Origin of the sequence: Streptomyces sp. NPDC088707 (assembly GCF_044752725.1) — a bacterium.
Lineage (GTDB): Bacteria > Actinomycetota > Actinomycetes > Streptomycetales > Streptomycetaceae > Streptomyces.
Genome location: NZ_JBIVLV010000008.1, coordinates 177,257 through 194,743 on the forward strand (window position 1 = coordinate 177,257; position 17,487 = coordinate 194,743).

The window sequence follows — 17,487 nt, forward strand, 5'->3', positions numbered from 1 at the left end:
GAGGCGGACTCAGTCCACCTGGATCCACTTCGCCTCGGACGGGATGCCGTTCGCGTCGGTGACGAAGAGCATGTACCAGCCGGGCGGCACGAGGGTCCGGTCCTTTGGTACGTCGACGGTGACCGTCGTCCCGTTCTGGCTCTGCGTCAGGCCGAGCTCCACCGAGCGCTGTTCGACGTCGGTGGTGTGGGTGACGGCACTGGGCCGCATGAGCCGGGCCTTGACGATCCGGCCGGCGTCCCTGGTCTTGAAGGTGGCGCGGCCGTTCTGGTCGAGTTCCTGCGGGCCCTCCCCCAGGACGGGCCGGTCGGCGCCCGCCTTGTGGAGATAGGGCGGGGTGAAGACCTCGACACGCTGCTCGAAGGTGCCGAGCCTGGTGTTGTCCTTGTCGTCGAAGAGCGGGTCGGAGCCGAAGGTGGCGACCCGGCCGTCGGGCAGCAGCAGCGCCTCGGAGTGGTAGTTGCGGCCGACGGTGGGTGCGGCGGCCGCGGTGAAGGCGTTGCTCCTCGGGTCGTAGAACTGCGCCTTGAGGATGTCGCTGCCGCCGCGGCCCCGGTAGTCCTCGGAGCCGCCGGTGGTGAGGACGGTGTCGTCGGGCAGCAGGACGCTGCTGAGGTAGCGGGTGCCCTGCGGGAGCGCCGGCCCGTCGGTGAAGACGGGGCTGTCCTGGGAGACGTCGACGATCGAGGTGCGGGCGGTCGACCTGGACGACTCGCCGACCCCGCCGCCGCCGAGGACCATGACCTTCTGGTGCTGGGCCGGGGGCAGGAGCAGGGAGGCGGAGGTCTCCAGCTGGTCGGGGTCGGTGAGCCCGCCGAGCTTGGTGAAGGTGTTCTTCCGAAGGTCCCACAGGCCCGGTTCGCGGCCCTTCCCGGCGGGCCCGTAGCCGGCGTTGGAGCCGGTGTAGAGGAGCTTGCCGCCCTTGGTGAGGAGGAGGGACGGGTAGGTGGGGAAGTAGCGGAAGGGGCCCTTGGACCACTTCTTGGTCGCGGGGTCGTAGATCTCGTTGTCGCCGGGGACGACGTCGCCGACGTCGTTGAGTCCGGAGACGGCGAGGACCTTGCCGTCGTCGAGGGTGACGAGGGTGGGGTACCAGCGGGCGTCCTTCATGGGGGCGACCGGGATGTACCTCTCGGCTCTCGGGTCGAACTCGTAGGCGCCCTTGATGCCCTGGAAGTCCTGCTTCTCGGTGGTGAGCTTCTGCGCGAGGCCGTAGACGTTGTCGGCGTCGTCGCCCTCGAGGCCGACGACCTCGTACTGCGCGGCCTCGGTGGTGAGGGCCTGTGGCCCCTCCTCGCGGGCCTCGACGAAGACCCGGGCCTCGGCGGCGGTGATCTTGGTCGTCCACGGCTTCATCTGGCCGCTCGCGAAGTACGAGATCTCGAACGCGCGCCGGGCCTTGGGGACGGTGACGTCGGCCTGGGAGACGTACTCGACCCCGGACGGCGAGCGGAAGACGGTGCCCTTCCTGAGGGTGACCGCCTTGTCGGGGCTCTCGTTCTTGACCCGCATGCCGCCGCCGGCCTTCTTGACCTCGCCGTCGAGGATCTCGTACCGCGCGGTGCCGCCGGCGACGAGCAGCCGGCCGTCGGGGAGCTGGGTGTGGCCGGAGCAGAAGAAGTCCACCGGGGTGGGGATCTTCTTGAAGGTGTTCTCGACGGGGTCCCAGAGGACGGTCTCGAAGGTCCCCGCGTCGAAGTTCTTCTGGCTGTTGCCGGAGCCGGCGATCAGCAGCACCTTGCCGGTGTGCAGCAGGGCCGCGTGGATGGCGTTGATCCGGTATCGGCCGGGGACCGGAACCTCGGTCCAGGAGCCGAACCGCCGCTGGTAGCCGGGCTGGGCGATCTTGTACGCGTGGTACTTCTCCTCGGCGAAGGAGACGGCGGCGGGGGCGTTGAGCGCCGCGAGGACCAGGACCGCCGCGCTGCCGAACAGGGTCTTCCTGAACTTCTTCGACGGCCGGTGGGCCATGGCTCAGTTCCCTCCGGTCGTCGTGGGGGCGGAGGTGGCGGGGGCGGTCGGCTGCGGGGCGGCGACCGCGGGGACGGCCTCGGCCCCTTCGCGGGCGTCGGCGAGACCGCGGGCCCGGACGCGGGCCCGGGCTCGCGCGCGGACGCGGAGCGCGCGGCGTCTGCCGAGGGCGGCGAGGACCCAGAGGGTGATCGGGGCGAGCGCGATGGCCAGGGCGAGGAGTGCCCAGGTGCGCATGGCCGCGTGGGTGTGCCCGAAGTGGACGGAGGCGGCGAGCGAGGCGATGAGGACGGCCGCCCAGAAGAGGTGGATACGGAAGGTCAGGATCCGGTCGGGGCTCGACTCACCGCCCTTGGGCGTGACGACGAAGCGGCCGCGGGTGCGGAGGACCGCCGAGCCGAGGGACATGAGGTAGATCGGGGCGGAGAACGCGGACATCGCCATGCCTGCGAGGCCGCCGGAGCCCTCGGGTTCGTGGGGCGAGACGTTGTGCCGCCGGTTCCAGAGGTAGAGGCCGATCTGGAGGGCGACGGCGTCGCTGTAGATCATCAGCCACACCGCGGTGGAGACCTGGGTGCCGGAGGCGCCGAACCAGAGGTAGAGGACGCTGCTGAGGATGCCGAGGAGCCAGTTGACCGCGGTCATCGGGTAGTAGGCGAGCATCAGGGTGTAGTTGAGGAAGCGGCCCGGCGGGGTACGGAAGGGCGCCTTCCAGTACTGCCTCACGATCGTCTCGTACGTGCCCCGGGACCAGCGGAGCTGCTGGGCGAAGAAGTCCGTCCAGGAGGCGGGGCCCTCGCCGACGGCGAGGACGTCGGGGGTGTAGACGGAACGCCAGTAGCGGCCGGTGCCGGGGTTCTTCCCGCGGTGCAGTTCGAAGCCGGTGGCCATGTCCTCGGTGACCGAGTCGTACAGGCCGCCGACCTGCTGGAGGGCGGAGATCCGGACCGCGTTGTTCGTGCCGACGAACATGGGCGCGTGGTAGCGGTTCCCGGCGCGCTGGATGAGGGCGTGGAAGAGGAACTGCTGGGACTCGGCGGCCTTGGTGACGAGGTTCGTGTAGTTGCCGTACACCTGCGGCCCGACGACGAAGGCGATGTCGGGGTCGCGGAAGTAGCCGAGCATCCGCTCCAGGAAGTCGGGGAGCGGGACGTGGTCGGTGTCGACGGAGGCGAAGTAGTCGTAACCGTCGCCGTGCACGGCGAGCCAGGCGTTGTAGTTGCCGTGCTTGGTCCGCGCCTTGTGGACGCCCTTCCTGCGGTTCCACTCGGGGACACCGGCCCGGGTGAAGTGGCGTACGCCCAGCTCGGCGCAGAGCGCCCTGGCCTCGGCGGAGTCGCCCTCGTCGAGGAGCCAGACGTCGAGGAGGCCGTCGTGCCGCAGCCGCGTGGCGCCCTCCAGGGTGCCGCGGACCATGGTGAGCGGTTCCTTGCCCGGGACGTACGTGGTGAGGAAGGCGACCCGGGTGCCCTTCTCCGCGTACACGGGTATCGGGTCGCGGGCGACCATGGTGGCGTGGGCGATCGCCGTGACGTTCACCAGCATGAAGAGGCAGATGAGCGCGATCGACACGAGCATCACGGTGTCGAGGTGGACGAGCCGGCGGTCGCCGCCCTCGCGGACGGTCCAGTGGCTGGGCCAGACGAGATAGGCCAGGAGCAGCGCCGAGAGGACCGGCGCGAGGCTCATCAGGAGGACGGCGCGTATGCGGTGCGGCTCCCTGGAGAGCAGACTCCGGTACCGCACCCGGTAGTTCTCGGGCTCGGGTTCCGTGAGCGGGCCGGCGAGTCGGCTGTAGGTGTCGTAGTCGTAGGCTCCCGGCCGCACGGCGCCTCCAGCTGCCTTCGAACGGATCGATATCCCAACGAAAGGGGCAAACGATCGGCGTGTCGACTGGAGTAGTCCGAGTGGGTTGGTCGAGCGGGTTGGTCTAGCGGGTACGGGCGCTCTGCCGCCGGAGCGTGTAGGTGACGGCCTTTCTGGCGACGGGGTTCAGCTCCTCCACGGCGGCCATCAGCGCGCCCAGCTGCTCCAGGGCCGCGAAGGCCGCCTCGGCGCCCGCCGGGTCGACGCCCTCGTACAGTTCGAGGCCGACGAAGGAGGCGCCGACCGCGCGGGCGAGCCCGGCGGGGTCGGTGAACTCGGCGAACGGGGTACCCGCGAGGACGCGGACGAGCACCTGCTCGATCTCGGTGATCCACAGGTCGAGACCCGCGACCGTGGCCGGCACCAGCCGGGGGTGCGCCTGCGCGCCGGCGAGCAGCTGCCCGAGGAAGGCGACATGGCCGGCCGCCCGCTCCTCCTCGTGCAGCTCGCGCCCGAAGGCGAGCAGCTCGGTGAGGCTGCCGACCGCGGCGAGCCGCTCGCGGTGCCGGGCGACCCGCTGCTCGGCGCCGTACCGGCAGGCCTCGGCGAGCAGGTCGTCGACGGAGCCGAAGTGGTAGAAGACGAGGGCCTGGTTCACCCCCGCGGTGGCCGCGATGGCGCGGGCGGAGGCCTTGGTGATGCCCTGCTCGACGAGGGTCCGCAGGGCGCCCGCGAGCAGCTTCTCCCGGGTCTCCTGGCTGCGCGCGTCCTGCCCCCGGGGCTCCCCCGCCCGCCGGTCCTTCACGTCCCCGCTCATGCCCGTACCTCCTCGCGCACCGGGCGCAGCCCCGCGCGCACCCCCCGGGATCGTAGGTCCATGTACTCGGCGACGAACGAACCCCGGTAGCCGAAGACGGGACCGAAGTACCTGTTCTCCACCCGGACGTCGATGTGGAAGCGGCCCGTGCGCTCGTCGAAGGACTCGCGCACCTCGGCACGGCCGCCGATCAGTTCCGGGACGCGCACGTCCAGCGGTCCCTCGCGGAAGCGGTGCTCGCCGGAGCGGATGAGGAGCGAGCCGTCGGGCTCGGCGGACAGGTGCAGATCGCTGGCGAGGTGCTGGTGGGTGCCGAGGTAGTCGAGGACGCAGTCGCGCTCGGGGCTGTGGACCATGGTGGCGTCGAAGCGGCGGGGGCCGCCGGGCAGGGCGAAGGTCCGGACGAAGGTGACGGTCTCGCGCCCGTAGGAGTCCGTGTACGGCACGTTCTCGATGGTGAAGGGCACGTCGCGGCCGGTGCGCGGCAGCAGGATGTTCCGCAGCCCGCCGACCGCGAGGAACGGCTTCACGAGGGCCCGGCCGTGCCAGATCCGGTCCATGACGCCCCGCCCGACGCACAGCTCCCCGCTCGCGAGCCCGACGGAGAAGCGCCGCCGGAGCTCGGGGTGCAGGCGCTCGAAGGCCGCGTCCCCCATGGCCGTGCGGAAGATCGAGGGCGCGGCGGAGGGCGCGGAAGGGGACACGGTCGCGGTCACAGCTGCTCCAGGGCGGCGAGGAGCCGGGGCTCCCGGGTGCGGGCGGGTGGGGTGCGCAGGCAGCGGCGGGCCGCCGGTGTGCGCGGCGAGGGCGGCACGAGCAGGGCGAGGCCGAGCCCGAGGACGGTGAGCGGCACGGCGGCGAGCGACACCGACCCCAGCGGCAGCGCGCTGGCCGCCCACGGCACGGCCACGAGCAGCACCCGGGCCAGGAGTTCGAGCAGCCAGCGGTTCCGGGAGCGCTCCGGGGTGATGCCCCGCTCGCACCAGAGCCGCAGCCGGTCGAAGGACCAGGCGGTGGCCCAGCCCATGAGGGGCCGGAACACGAGCCGGTCGGCGATGCGGCCGAGGCGGCCCCAGCGGGGCCGGTAGTCGTAGCCGGTGAGGAAGCGGACGCCGTCCGGGGTGGGGACGTAGCGCCAGTACCCGCTGCCCTCGGCGAGGAGCGAGAGCGGGTGCGGCGAGGCGAACCGGAGTGCGGAGACCCGGTCGCCGCCGGCCCGGTGGCGCTCCCCCGCGGAGACACCGGTGCCGGCGACGACCAGGAAGGGCAGGACGCGTGTCGCGTACCGGAAGTGCCGGGGCTCGCCCTCGGCGCGCGGAAGGTACGCGATCTCCGTGAACCGCAGGTCCCACCGCTGGTGGCGGGAGGGTTCCTGCGTGCGTTCCCAGAGCGTCTCCAGGTCCGCGCGGACCTGTGTCTCGATGTAGAGACCCATGGGGTGTTCTCCCGGCTCGTACGGCGTTTTGAGCGACTGCTCAAAACTGCCCCGCGGCTGAAGGTAGCCGATTTTGAGCAGTCGCTCAAGACGCATCTCCCGGCATGACGAAGCCCCCGGTCCCGCAGGGGGAACCGGGGGCTTCTCGTCGCACGGGCGGCGGACGGCGCACGGAGGACGCAGGGCGTAGGGACCGGCGTACGGAGGACGCACGGCGTACGGCGTACGGAGGACGCACGGCGTAGGGACCGGCGTACGGAGGACGGACGCCTGGGGCCTCAGCCCTCCAGATGCCGCTCCACCGTGGCGACCTTGCTGTGCAGACCGTCCGTGACACCGGGACGGATGTCGACCTTCATGACCACCGAGACGCGCGGGGCCCGCGCCTCGACGGCGGCGACCGCGCGCTTCACGACGTCCATGACCTGGTCCCAGTCCTCGCCCTCGACGGAGGTGAACATCGCGTCGGTGCGGTGGGGGAGCCCGGACTCGCGGACGACCCGGACGGCGTCGGCGACGTACGCGCCGACCTCCTCCCCCACGCCCAGCGGGGTGACCGAGAACGCGACGATCACGCCTTCACCGCGCCTTCGGCGGCCGCGGCGCGGGCACGGGAGGCGACGACCGCGTCCTGGGCCTCGCGCTTGAGCTTCCGCTCGGCGTAGAAGCCGCCCAGGGGGAGCACGGAGAGCACGAAGTAGAGGGCGGCGGTCCCGAGGCTCCACTTGGTCCGGTTCCAGGCGTCCAGCCAGAACAGGACGTAGAGGATGAACAGCACGCCGTGGATCGCGCCCATGACCGGCACCGCGTTGAAGTCCGTCGTCCGCTTGAGCACCGAGCAGACCAGCAGGAGCAGGAACGAGACGGCCTCCGGCGCGGAGACGAGCCGGAGCCGGTGGAGGGAGGAAGCGGTCTTGATGTCCACGGAGGGGGTCACCTTCGTTCGATCTTGTGAACGGATGCACAAGGGCCCGTCCATTGTGCACGCCGACTTTGCTGTCTCTTTATCCGGGTCCCCAGTACCTTCAGCGGGTGGCAACGTTCCGACTCCAGGGCAGCAAGGTGCTCGCCGTCTCCATGACCGGCGACGCCGTCAAGGCGAAGAACGGCTCGATGGTCGCCTACGACGGCCAGATGGCGTTCAAGAAGATGAGTGGCGGCGGTGAGGGCCTGCGCGGCATGGTCACCCGCCGGCTCACGGGTGAGCAGATGGAGGTGATGGAGGTACGCGGCCAGGGGACCTGCTGGTTCGCCGACCGGGCCTCCGAGATCAACCTCGTCTCGCTCCACGGCGACAAGCTCTGGGTCGAGGCGAGCAATCTGCTCTGCGCCGACGCGGGGCTGCGCACCGGCACCACCTTCACGGGTCTGCGCGGCGGGGCCACCGGCAACGGCCTCTTCACCACCACCGTCGAGGGCACCGGTCAGGCCGCGATCATGTCCGACGGCCCGGCGGTGGTGCTGCGGGTGACCCCGCAGTACCCGCTCCAGGTCGACCCCGGCGCGTACATCGCCCACCAGGGCAACCTCCAGCAGCACTTCCAGTCGGGTGTGACCTTCCGCACCCTCATGGGCGAGGGCGGCGGCGAGGCCTTCCAGATCCGCTTCGAGGGGGACGGTCTCGTGTACGTCCAGCCCAGCGAGCGGAACACGATCGGGGGGGATGTGTGAGCGTCGCACGCGCGGCCTCCGGGCCGCAGACGACGACGATGCCCGCACCTCCGCGCCGCGCGGGCGGAGAAGCGAACGAGGAGGACTGATGCCGTTCCGCGAGATCAACTCGAAGATGGTCGAGGCGACCGTCGTCCCCGGGCAGCGGATGTTCAGCCAGCGCGGCGCGATGCTCGCGTACCGCGGCGACGTCACTTTCACGCCGAACACGGCGGGCGGCCAGGGCGGCGTGATGTCGATGATCGGCCGCCGGGTGGCCGGCGAGGCGACGCCGCTGATGACCGTCGAGGGCAACGGCACCGTGATGTTCGGGCACGGCGGTCACCACATCCAGGTGATCGGGCTGACCGGCGACACCCTGTACGTGGAGGCCGACCGGCTCCTCGCCTTCGACGGCACCCTGGAGCAGGGCACCATGTTCATGGGCTCGCAGGGCGGGGTCATGGGCATGGTCCGCGGCCAGGTGACCGGCCAGGGCCTCTTCACCACCACCCTGAAGGGCCACGGCGCGGTGGCCGTCATGGCGCACGGCGGTGTCATCGAGCTGCCGATCACCCCGGGCCGCCCGGTCCATGTGGACCCGCAGGCGTACGTGGCCCACCACGGCGACGTACGGAACAAGCTCTCCACCGCGCTGGGCTGGCGCGACATGGTGGGGCGCGGCTCGGGCGAGGCGTTCCAGCTGGAGCTGAGCGGCAGTGGCGCGGTGTACGTGCAGGCCTCGGAGGAGAAGCTGTGACCGGTCCCGTGATCCACGACCCGACGACCCTCCCGTCGGACGACAACGTGAACCCGTACACCTTCTGCGTGGAGCTCAAGGGCTCCCAGTGGTTCCTGCAGAAGGGGAAGATGATCGCCTACTACGGGCGGATCGAGTTCAACGGCATCGGGCACGGCCGGCTGGACCGTCTGGTCCGGACGTCGTTCCACTCGCCGCTGCACGCGAGCGACTGGGTGGTGGCCGAGGGCAGCGGGAAGATGCTGCTGGCGGACCGGGCCTTCGACGTGAACTCGTTCGACCTCGACCAGGGCAATCTGACGATCCGTTCCGGCAATCTGCTCGCCTACCAGCCGACGCTGGCGCTGAAGCAGTCGATCGTGCCGGGCTTCGTGACGCTGATCGGCACGGGCAAGTTCGTGGCCGCGTCGAACGGCCCGGTGGTCTTCATGGAGCCGCCGATGCGGGTGGACCCGCAGGCCCTGGTCGGCTGGGCGGACTGCCCCTCGCCCTGCCACCACTACGACCACGGCTACCTGACGGGTGTGATGGGCGGCGTCCGCGCGCTGACGGGCATCGGCGGCACCTCGGGCGAGGAGCACCAGTTCGAGTTCGTGGGCGCGGGCACGGTCCTCCTCCAGTCGACGGAGATCCTGCTGGCGGACCGCGCGATCGGGGGACCGCCGGCCCAGCCGGGGGTGCCGGGGGGCCATGGATCGCCCGGTTCCGGCCAGTCTGTGCAAGGCTCGGTACCGCGACTTCCCGGCCAGCTCGGCGACCTCCAGCGCCGCTTCGGTCTGTGAGCGGTAGTCTGCGGAGGGTGACGTCTTCGAACGCACGCTCCCAGACTTCGTCAAGTATTCAACTTCTTAGGTAGAATCCATACATGGAGACCGAGACCGCCACCCCGTGGCTCACCGACGCCGAGCAGTGTGCGTGGCGCACATTCCTGGACGTCCAGAGGATGCTGACGTACCAGCTGGAGCGGGACCTCCAGCCCTTCGGCCTGACGATGAACGACTACGAGATCCTTGTGAACCTCTCGGAGTCGGCGGAGCGGCGGCTGCGCATGAGCGATCTGGCCGCGGCCACGCTCCAGTCGAAGAGCCGGCTCTCGCACCAGATCACCCGCATGGAGAACGCCGGACTCGTCCGGCGCGAGAACTGCGAGTCCGACCGCCGCGGACTGTACGCCGTGCTGACCGACGCGGGCATGGAGACCATGCACAAGGTCGCCCCGCACCACGTCGAGTCGGTGCGCAAGCACTTCATCGACCAGATCGGCCCGGACGCGCTCGGCGACCTGCGCGAGTCCCTGAAGCCGGTCGCGGACCAGCTGCGCGGCCGGCGCGGCAAGCCGTAGCGGCGGCCGCACCCGGCGGACCTGACGAAGTAGGGCCCCACCGGTCGTCCCGGTGAGGCCCTGATTCGTTCCCGTGGAGCCGGACGCCGCTCGGTTGCCTGGCAGACGCCGCTCAGTTGCCCGTCGGACGCCGCTCAGTTGCCCGTCAGGCTCGCGACCAGCTCGTCCGAGGCCGCGTACGGGTCGAGGTCGCCCGCCACGATCCGCTCCGCGAGCGCGTCCAGGCGCCGGTCGCCGTGCAGATCGCCGATCCGCTCCCGCAGAGCCGTGACCGCGATGGTCTCGACCTCGCGCGCCGCACGGGTCCGGCGGCGCTCCGCCAGGACCCCGTGCTCCTCCATCCAGGCACGGTGCTTCTCCAGGGCCTCCACGACCTCGTCGATGCCCTCGCCGCGCGCCGCGACCGTCTTGACGATCGGCGGCCGCCAGTCGCCGGGACCGCGTGCCTCGCCCAGGCCCAGCATGTGGTTGAGCTCGCGGGCGGTGGCGTCCGCGCCGTCCCGGTCGGCCTTGTTCACCACGTACACGTCGCCGATCTCCAGGATGCCCGCCTTCGCGGCCTGGATCCCGTCGCCCATGCCCGGCGCGAGCAGCACGACCGAGGTGTCGGCCTGGGAGGCGATCTCGACCTCCGACTGCCCGACGCCCACGGTCTCCACGAGGATCACCTCGCAGCCGGCCGCGTCGAGGACGCGGATGGCCTGCGGGGCGGACCAGGCGAGACCGCCCAGGTGACCGCGGGTCGCCATGGAGCGGATGTAGACGCCCGGGTCGGAGGCGTGGTCCGACATCCGGACCCGGTCGCCGAGGAGCGCCCCGCCGCTGAACGGCGAGGACGGGTCGACGGCCAGGACGCCGACCCGCTTGCCCGCCCGCCGGTAGGCGGAGACCAGCGCGGACGTCGACGTGGACTTGCCGACGCCGGGCGAACCGGTCAGGCCCACCACGTACGCGCCGCCGGTGAGCGGCGCGAGCGTCGCCATGACCTCGCGCAGCTGCGGGGACGCCCCCTCCACGAGCGAGATCAGCCGGGCCACGGCCCGCGGCCTGCCCTCCCGTGCCTGGGCGACCAGAGCGGGGACGTCCACCATGCGCTGAGCTCCTTGCCTGACCTTGCCGAGGTGACTTACTTGCCGGCGACGCGGACGATCAGCGCGTCGCCCTGACCGCCACCACCGCACAGGGCGGCCGCGCCGACGCCGCCGCCGCGCCGCTTGAGCTCCAGGGCCAGGTGCAGCACCACACGGGCGCCGGACATGCCGATCGGGTGGCCGAGCGCGATGGCGCCACCGTTGACGTTCACCTTCTCGGGCGTAACGCCGAGGTCCTTCATTGACTGCACGGCGACCGCGGCGAAGGCCTCGTTGATCTCGATCAGATCGAGGTCGTCGACGGTCAGACCCTCCTTCTTGAGGGCGTGCAGGATCGCGTTGGACGGCTGCGACTGCAGCGAGTTGTCCGGGCCCGCCACGTTGCCGTGGGCGCCGATCTCGGCGATCCACTCCAGGCCCAGCTCCTCGGCCTTGGCCTTGCTCATCACGACGACGGCGGCGGCGCCGTCGGAGATCTGCGAGGAGGTGCCGGCGGTGATGGTGCCGTCCTTGGCGAAGGCCGGGCGGAGCTTGCCGAGGGACTCGGCGGTGGTCTCCGCGCGGATGCCCTCGTCCTTGGAGAAGACGACCGGCTCGCCCTTGCGCTGCGGGATCTCGACCGGGGTGATCTCGGCCTCGAAGATGCCGTTCTTCTGGGCGGCGGCGGCGCGCTGGTGCGAGAGGGCGGCGATCTCGTCCTGCTCGGGGCGCTTGATACCCAGGCGGCTGTTGTGCTTCTCGGTGGACTCGCCCATCGCGATGTTCTCGAAGGCGTCGGTCAGACCGTCGTACGCCATGGCGTCGAGCATCTCGATGGCGCCGTACTTGAAGCCCTCGCGGGACTTCGGCAGCAGGTGCGGCGCGTTGGTCATCGACTCCTGGCCGCCGGCGACGACCACGTCGAACTCACCGGCGCGGATCAGCTGGTCCGCGAGCGCGATGGCGTCGAGGCCCGACAGACACACCTTGTTGATGGTGAGCGCGGGGACGTTCATGGGGATGCCGGCCTTGACCGCGGCCTGGCGGGCGGGGATCTGGCCGGCGCCCGCCTGGAGCACCTGGCCCATGATCACGTACTGGACCTGGTCGCCGCCGATGCCGGCCCGGTCGAGCGCGGCCTTGATGGCGAAGCCGCCGAGCTCGGCGCCCGAGAAGGACTTGAGCGAGCCGAGCAGGCGACCCATGGGCGTGCGGGCGCCCGCGACGATCACTGAGGTGGTACCGGTCGTTCCAGACATGAGGCACGGCCCCTAGGGATGAGGAGTGAACGAGGGTTTACCGCCAATGTACTGAGCGGCGGACCGCCGGGTCATCGGCCGGTCGGTGTGACGGCGCGCACGTTGCGTAACCACCGTCGCGGCGCTGCACTGGAGGCATGCTGACGCGAATCGACCACATCGGGATCGCCTGTTTCGACCTGGACAAGACTGTCGAGTTCTACCGTGCCACGTACGGTTTCGAGGTCTTCCACTCCGAGGTCAACGAGGAGCAGGGCGTCCGCGAGGCCATGCTCAAGATCAACGACACCTCGGACGGCGGGGCCTCTTACCTCCAGCTGCTTGAGCCGACCCGGGAGGACTCGGCGGTGGGCAAGTGGCTCGCCAAGAACGGCGAGGGGGTGCACCACATCGCCTTCGGTACGGCGGACGTGGACGGCGACGCGGAGGACATCCGCTCCAAGGGCGTCCGGGTCCTCTACGACCAGCCGCGGATCGGCTCCATGGGCTCCCGCATCACCTTCCTGCACCCCAAGGACTGCCACGGCGTCCTCACGGAACTGGTCACCTCGGCAGAGCCGTCGGCTGACCACTCCTCAGCGGAGCACTGACCTCCGGATTCCTGGCCCGGTAGAGTGGGCGACTCCGGGCCGGGGCCGGTCGGGGCCGCTCCGTGCGGCACCGTAGTCGGGATGTCAGGGTCGTCCGATCTGCCACGATTCCCCGGGGGTCCGTCCTCAGCCGTGAGGGGGCGGTGCTCGTTGGAGTTGCGACCAGGGTTGGGGTATCCCCTGCTCGAAGAGCTCGGGGAAGGATGGACCGCGCAGTGCGGGGCTACGAACGCCAGGAGAGCCACCGAGCTGAAGACGACCATCTCGCCAGGTTCGAAGCCGAGATGGACCGGCTGAAGACCGAGCGCGAGAAGGCCGTTCAGCACGCCGAGGACCTCGGATACCAGGTAGAGGTCTTGCGCGCCAAGCTCCACGAGGCGCGCCGCACCATCGCCTCCCGACCCGCCTACGACAGCGCGGACATCGGCTACCAGGCCGAGCAGCTGCTGCGGAACGCGCAGGCGCAGGCCGAGCAACTCCGCCAGGACGCCGAGCGCGAGCTCCGCGACGCCCGCGCCCAGACGCAGCGCATCCTCCAGGAGCACGCCGAGCACCAGTCCCGGCTCCAGGCCGAACTGCACAACGAGGCGGTCCAGCGCCGACAGCAGCTGGACCAGGAACTCAGCGAGCGCCGGCAGACCGTCGAGGCGCACGTCAACGAGAACGTCGCCTGGGCCGAGCAGCTCCGCGCCCGCACGGAGGCCCAGGCCCGCCGTCTGATGGAGGAGTCCCGCGCGGAGGCCGAGCAGGCGCTCGCCTCCGCCCGCGCCGAGGCCACCCGGCTCGCCGAGGAGACCAGCCGGCGCGTCGGCTCCGAGGCCCAGGCCGCCCGTGCCGAGGCCGAAGCGATTCTGCTGCGCGCCCGCAAGGACGCCGAGCGGCTCCTCGGCGCCGCCTCCAGCCAGGCACAGGAGGCCACGAGCCACGCCGAGCAGCTCCGCTCGACCACCGCCGCCGAGACCGACCAGGCCCGCCGCCAGGCCACCGAGCTCTCCCGCGCCGCCGAGCAGCGCATGCAGGAGGCCGAGGAGAAGCTGCGCGTCGCGCGCGCGGAGGCCGAGAAGGCCCTCAACGAGGCCAAGGACGCCGCCGCCAAGCAGCTCGCCACCGCCGAGTCGGTCAACGAGCAGCGCACCCGCACCGCGAAGACGGAGATCGCCCGGCTGGTCGGCGAGGCCACCAAGGACGCCGAGGCGCTCAAGGCCGAGGCCGCGGAGAAGCTGCGCGAGGCGACCGCCGAGGCGGAGAAGCTCGTCGCCGAGGCCTCCGAGAAGGCCCGCACGGTCGCCGCCGAGGACTCCGCCGCCGCGCTCGCCAAGGCCGCGCGCAACGCCGAGGAGATCCTCACCAAGGCGTCCGACGACGCCCGGGAGACCACCCGCAAGGCCTCCGAGGAGGCCGAGCGGATCCGCCGCGAGACAGAGGCGGAGATCGACCGGCTGCGCGCCCAGGCCGAGGAGCAGGCGGACGAGCTGCTCGGTTCGGCGAAGGACGACACCAAGGAGTACCGCGCCAAGACGGTCGAGCTGCAGGAGGAGGCCCGCCGGCTGCGCGGCGAGGCCGAGCAGCTGCGCGCCGAGGCCATCGCGGAGGGCGAGCGGATCCGCGGCGAGGCCCGCCGCGAGGCCGTCCAGCAGATCGAGGAGGCGGCCAGCAGCGCCGAGGAGCTCCTCACCAAGGCCCGTACCGACTCCGACGAGATGCGGACGAAGGCCGGCGCCGAGAGCGAGCGGGTCAAGTCCGAGGCCATGGAGCGCGCCCAGACGCTCCGGACGCAGGCCGAGGAGACCCTGGAGCGGACCCGCGCCGAGGCCGAACGGCTGCGCGCCGAGGCCGAGGAGCAGGCCGAGGCGGTCAAGGCGGCGGCCGAGGAGGCCGCGGCCGGGCTGCGCGCCGACGCCGAGCGGGCCGCAGAGGCCCGTCGTGCCGAAGCCGCCGAGGAGCTGACCCGGCTGCACACCGACGCCGAGGCGAAGGTCACAGCGGCCGGGGAGGAGCTCGCCGACGCGCGTGCCGAGGGCGAGCTGATCCGGCGCGAGGCCGCCGAGGAGACGGAGCGGCTGCGGACCGAGGCCGCGGAGCGCATCCGTACGCTCAGGGAACAGGCCGAGCAGGAGGCCGAGCGGCTGCGCGCCGAGGCCGCGTCGGACGCTTCCACCACCCGTACCGAGGCCGAGAACGCCGCCGGGCGGCTCCGCAAGGAGGCGGCCGAGGAGGCCGAGCGGCTGCGCTCGGAGGCCCAGGAGACCGCCGACCGGGTACGAGCCGAGGCCGCCGCCGCGGCCGAGCGGGTGGCCACCGAGGCCGCCGAGGCGCTGGCCGCCGCCCAGGAGGAGGCCGTCCGGCGCCGCCGGGAGGCCGAGGAGACGCTCGAGTCGGCCCGTTCCGAGGCCGGCCGGGAGCGCGAGCACGCCCGCGAGCAGTCCGAGGAGCTTCTCGCCGCGGCCCGCAAGCGCGTCGAGGACGCACAGGTCGAGGCCCAGCGCCTGGTCGAGGAGGCGGACGCGCGGGCGACCGAGATGGTCACCGCGGCCTCGCACACCGCCCAGGAGGTACGGGACTCGGTGGCGGGTCTGCGCGAGCAGGCCGACGAGGAGATCGCCGGGCTGCGCAGCGCCGCCGAGCACGCGGCCGAGCGGACGCGTTCCGAGGCGCAGGAGGAGGCGGACCGGGTCCGCGCCGACGCGTACGAGGAGCGGGAGCGGGCGTCCGAGGACGCCGCCCGCACGCGGACGCGTGCGCAGGAGGAGACGGACGCCGCGAAGGCGCTGGCCGAGCGGACGGTCGCCGACGCGATCGCCGAGTCGGAGAAGCTGCGGTCGGACACCGCCGAGTACGCGCAGCGGGTGCGCACCGAGGTGACGGACTCGCTCGCCGCGGCCGAGCAGGACGCGGCCCGCACCCGGGCCGACGCCCGCGACGACGCGAACCGGATCCGTTCGGAGGCCGCCGAGCGCGCCGAGTCGGTCGTCGGCGAGGCCCGTGCGGAGGCGGACCGGATCGCCGCCGAGGCGGAGCAGGTCCTGGACGAGGCCCGTCAGGCGGCGGACAAGCGCCGCAGCGACGCCGCCGAACAGGCCGACGCGCTCCTCGCGGAGGCGACCTCGGAGGCCGAGCGCCTCACCCGCGAGACGGCCGCCGAGGCCGAACGGCTCACCGCCGAGGCGGTCGAGCTCATGGAGACCACCGAGCAGGACGCCCGACGCCTCCGCGCCGAGGCCGAACAGGTCAAGGCCGACGGCGAGGCGCACGCGGAGGCGCTGCGGGCTGCCGCGGCCGCCGACGGCGAGCAGCTCCTCGACGAGGCCCGCAAGGCTGCCGACAAGCGCCGCAGCGACGCCGCCGAACAGGCCGACGCGCTCCTCGCGGAGGCGACCTCGGAGGCCGAGCGCCTCACCCGCGAGACGGCCGCCGAGGCCGAACGGCTCACCGCCGAGGCGGTCGAGCTCATGGAGACCACCGAGCAGGACGCCCGACGCCTCCGCGCCGAGGCCGAACAGGTCAAGATCGACGGGGAGGCGCACGCACAGGCCCTGCGGAACGCCGCCCTGGCCGACGGCGAGCAGGTCCTCGACGAGGCCCGCAAGGCCGCCGACAAGCGCCGCAGCGACGCCGCCGAACAGGCCGACGCGCTCCTCGCGGAGGCCACGTCGCAGGCCGAGCGCCTCACCCGCGAGGCGACCGCCGAGGCCGAACGGCTCACCCGCGAGGCCGCCGAACTCGCCGCTTCCGTCACGGCGGAGGCGCAGGCCGCGGCCGAGGCGACCGTGGGCTCCGCCCAGCAGGACGCCGAGCGGATCCGTACCGAGTCGGAGCGGCTCAAGGCCGACGCCGAGGCGGCGGCCGAGCAGATGCGCTCGGAGGCCCGCGCGGAGGCGGACCGGACGCTCGACGAGGCGCGGGAGGCCGGCGCCCGGAAGCGTTCGGACGCGGCCGAGCAGGCCGACCAGCTCATCGGCAAGGCCCAGGAGGAGGCGCTGCGCGCCACCACCGAGGCCGAGTCGCAGGCCGATCTGATGGTCGGCGCGGCCCGCAAGGAGGCCGAGCGGATCGTCGCCGAGGCGACCGTCGAGGGCAACTCGCTGGTGGAGAAGGCCCGTACGGACGCGGACGAACTCCTGGTGGGGGCACGCGGCGACGCGACGGCCATAAGGGAGCGGGCCGAGGAGCTGCGGAGCCGGATCGAGGGCGAGATCGAGGAACTGCACGAGCGGGCGCGCCGCGAGAGCGCCGAGCAGATGAAGACGGCGGGCGAGCGGGTCGACAACCTGATGAAGGCCGCGACGGAACAGCGGGCCGAGGCCGACGCGAAGGCCAAGGAACTCGTCTCCGAGGCGAGTTCGGAGGCGAGCAAGGTCCGTATCGCCGCGGTCCGCAAGGCCGAGGCGCTCCTCAAGGAGGCCGAGCAGAAGAAGGCCTCGCTGGTCGCCGAGGCCGAGGGCATCAAGGCCGAGGCCGAGCGGACGTTGGCGGAGGCTCGGTCCGAGGCGGAGAAGACGATCGAGGAAGGCCAGCGCGAACTGGAGGTGCTCGTGCGGCGCCGCAAGGACATCAATGCCGAGATCTCCCGTGTCCAGGACGTGCTGGAGGCGTTGGAGTCTTTCGAGACTCCGTCCGCCGGCGCCAAGTCCGCCGGAGCAGTGGGCGCCAAGGCGGGCGCGTCAGCGGGGTCCACTCGTTCGAGTGGCAAGCCCCAGGACGGCTAGCCACTCAAAAGGCTGGACATTCTCCAGATCAAACGGGCATACGCTCGATGACACGCCGCTTCGGCCCCTAGGATTCCCTCT

15 protein-coding genes are annotated in these 17,487 nt (G+C 72.0%); 6 read left to right on the plus strand and 9 right to left on the minus strand.

Annotated elements, in window-relative coordinates; all coding sequences use genetic code 11:
- Positions 1 to 9: 9 nt before the first annotated feature.
- The 7 genes from ACIP84_RS24340 to ACIP84_RS24370 form a co-directional block, all read right to left on the minus strand.
- Positions 10 to 1,971 carry a galactose oxidase-like domain-containing protein gene (locus tag ACIP84_RS24340; protein ID WP_401800229.1) on the minus strand — a complete coding sequence of 654 codons (1,962 nt, stop codon included), beginning with the start codon at positions 1,969 to 1,971 and terminating at the stop codon, positions 10 to 12.
- A gap of 3 nt (positions 1,972 to 1,974) precedes the next feature.
- Positions 1,975 to 3,798 carry a cellulose synthase catalytic subunit gene (locus tag ACIP84_RS24345; protein WP_355957699.1) on the minus strand — a complete coding sequence of 608 codons (1,824 nt, stop codon included), beginning with the start codon at positions 3,796 to 3,798 and terminating at the stop codon, positions 1,975 to 1,977.
- Between the two features lie 103 nt (positions 3,799 to 3,901).
- Positions 3,902 to 4,594, minus strand: a complete 693-nt coding sequence (locus ACIP84_RS24350; RefSeq protein ID WP_401800232.1) for a TetR/AcrR family transcriptional regulator — start codon at positions 4,592 to 4,594, stop codon at positions 3,902 to 3,904.
- Positions 4,591 to 5,250 (minus strand): DUF4166 domain-containing protein, encoded by a 660-nt coding sequence (locus tag ACIP84_RS24355; protein ID WP_355957867.1) that lies wholly within the window; start codon positions 5,248 to 5,250, stop codon positions 4,591 to 4,593. The genes ACIP84_RS24350 and ACIP84_RS24355 overlap by 4 nt, the downstream gene beginning before the upstream one ends.
- 56 nt (positions 5,251 to 5,306) lie before the next feature.
- A complete protein-coding gene (locus ACIP84_RS24360; RefSeq protein ID WP_401800234.1) occupies positions 5,307 to 6,029 on the minus strand; it encodes a hypothetical protein in 723 nt (240 codons plus the stop codon).
- A 278-nt stretch (positions 6,030 to 6,307) separates the two neighbouring features.
- Positions 6,308 to 6,604 carry an MTH1187 family thiamine-binding protein gene (locus ACIP84_RS24365; protein ID WP_355957692.1) on the minus strand — a complete coding sequence of 99 codons (297 nt, stop codon included), beginning with the start codon at positions 6,602 to 6,604 and terminating at the stop codon, positions 6,308 to 6,310.
- Positions 6,601 to 6,954, minus strand: coding sequence for a DUF3817 domain-containing protein (locus ACIP84_RS24370; protein ID WP_401800236.1), 354 nt, complete (start codon positions 6,952 to 6,954; stop codon positions 6,601 to 6,603). Before ACIP84_RS24370 ends, ACIP84_RS24365 begins: the two co-directional genes overlap by 4 nt.
- A 107-nt stretch (positions 6,955 to 7,061) precedes the next feature.
- Here ACIP84_RS24370 and ACIP84_RS24375 point away from each other — a divergent pair, with 107 nt between their 5' ends.
- The 4 genes from ACIP84_RS24375 to ACIP84_RS24390 all read left to right on the plus strand — a co-directional run bounded on the left by ACIP84_RS24375 (position 7,062) and on the right by ACIP84_RS24390 (position 9,781).
- Complete coding sequence (locus ACIP84_RS24375) at positions 7,062 to 7,700, plus strand: AIM24 family protein (protein WP_355957687.1); 639 nt, start codon at positions 7,062 to 7,064, stop codon at positions 7,698 to 7,700.
- A gap of 88 nt (positions 7,701 to 7,788) precedes the next feature.
- On the plus strand, positions 7,789 to 8,439 hold the full coding sequence (locus ACIP84_RS24380) for an AIM24 family protein (RefSeq protein ID WP_055602106.1): 651 nt from the start codon (positions 7,789 to 7,791) through the stop codon (positions 8,437 to 8,439).
- Complete coding sequence (locus ACIP84_RS24385; RefSeq protein WP_355957683.1) at positions 8,436 to 9,221, plus strand: AIM24 family protein; 786 nt, start codon at positions 8,436 to 8,438, stop codon at positions 9,219 to 9,221. Before ACIP84_RS24380 ends, ACIP84_RS24385 begins: the two co-directional genes overlap by 4 nt.
- An 83-nt stretch (positions 9,222 to 9,304) precedes the next feature.
- Complete coding sequence (locus tag ACIP84_RS24390; RefSeq protein ID WP_266969361.1) at positions 9,305 to 9,781, plus strand: MarR family winged helix-turn-helix transcriptional regulator; 477 nt, start codon at positions 9,305 to 9,307, stop codon at positions 9,779 to 9,781.
- Positions 9,782 to 9,915: 134 nt separating this feature from the next.
- Here the strand turns inward: ACIP84_RS24390 and meaB are convergent, their stop codons facing one another.
- Positions 9,916 to 10,872, minus strand: a complete 957-nt coding sequence (gene meaB, locus ACIP84_RS24395) for a methylmalonyl Co-A mutase-associated GTPase MeaB (RefSeq protein ID WP_355957680.1) — start codon at positions 10,870 to 10,872, stop codon at positions 9,916 to 9,918.
- Between the two features lie 35 nt (positions 10,873 to 10,907).
- A complete protein-coding gene (locus tag ACIP84_RS24400; RefSeq protein ID WP_355957677.1) occupies positions 10,908 to 12,110 on the minus strand; it encodes an acetyl-CoA C-acetyltransferase in 1,203 nt (400 codons plus the stop codon).
- 137 nt (positions 12,111 to 12,247) lie between these two features.
- On the opposite strand from ACIP84_RS24400, the gene mce reads away from it, so the two are divergent.
- Together mce and scy are read left to right on the plus strand one after the other, a co-directional pair.
- Complete coding sequence (mce, locus tag ACIP84_RS24405; protein ID WP_055602101.1) at positions 12,248 to 12,700, plus strand: methylmalonyl-CoA epimerase; 453 nt, start codon at positions 12,248 to 12,250, stop codon at positions 12,698 to 12,700.
- A gap of 215 nt (positions 12,701 to 12,915) precedes the next feature.
- Positions 12,916 to 17,406, plus strand: coding sequence for a polarized growth protein Scy (gene scy / locus ACIP84_RS24410; protein WP_401800537.1), 4,491 nt, complete (start codon positions 12,916 to 12,918; stop codon positions 17,404 to 17,406).
- The last annotated feature ends 81 nt before the right edge of the window (positions 17,407 to 17,487 follow it).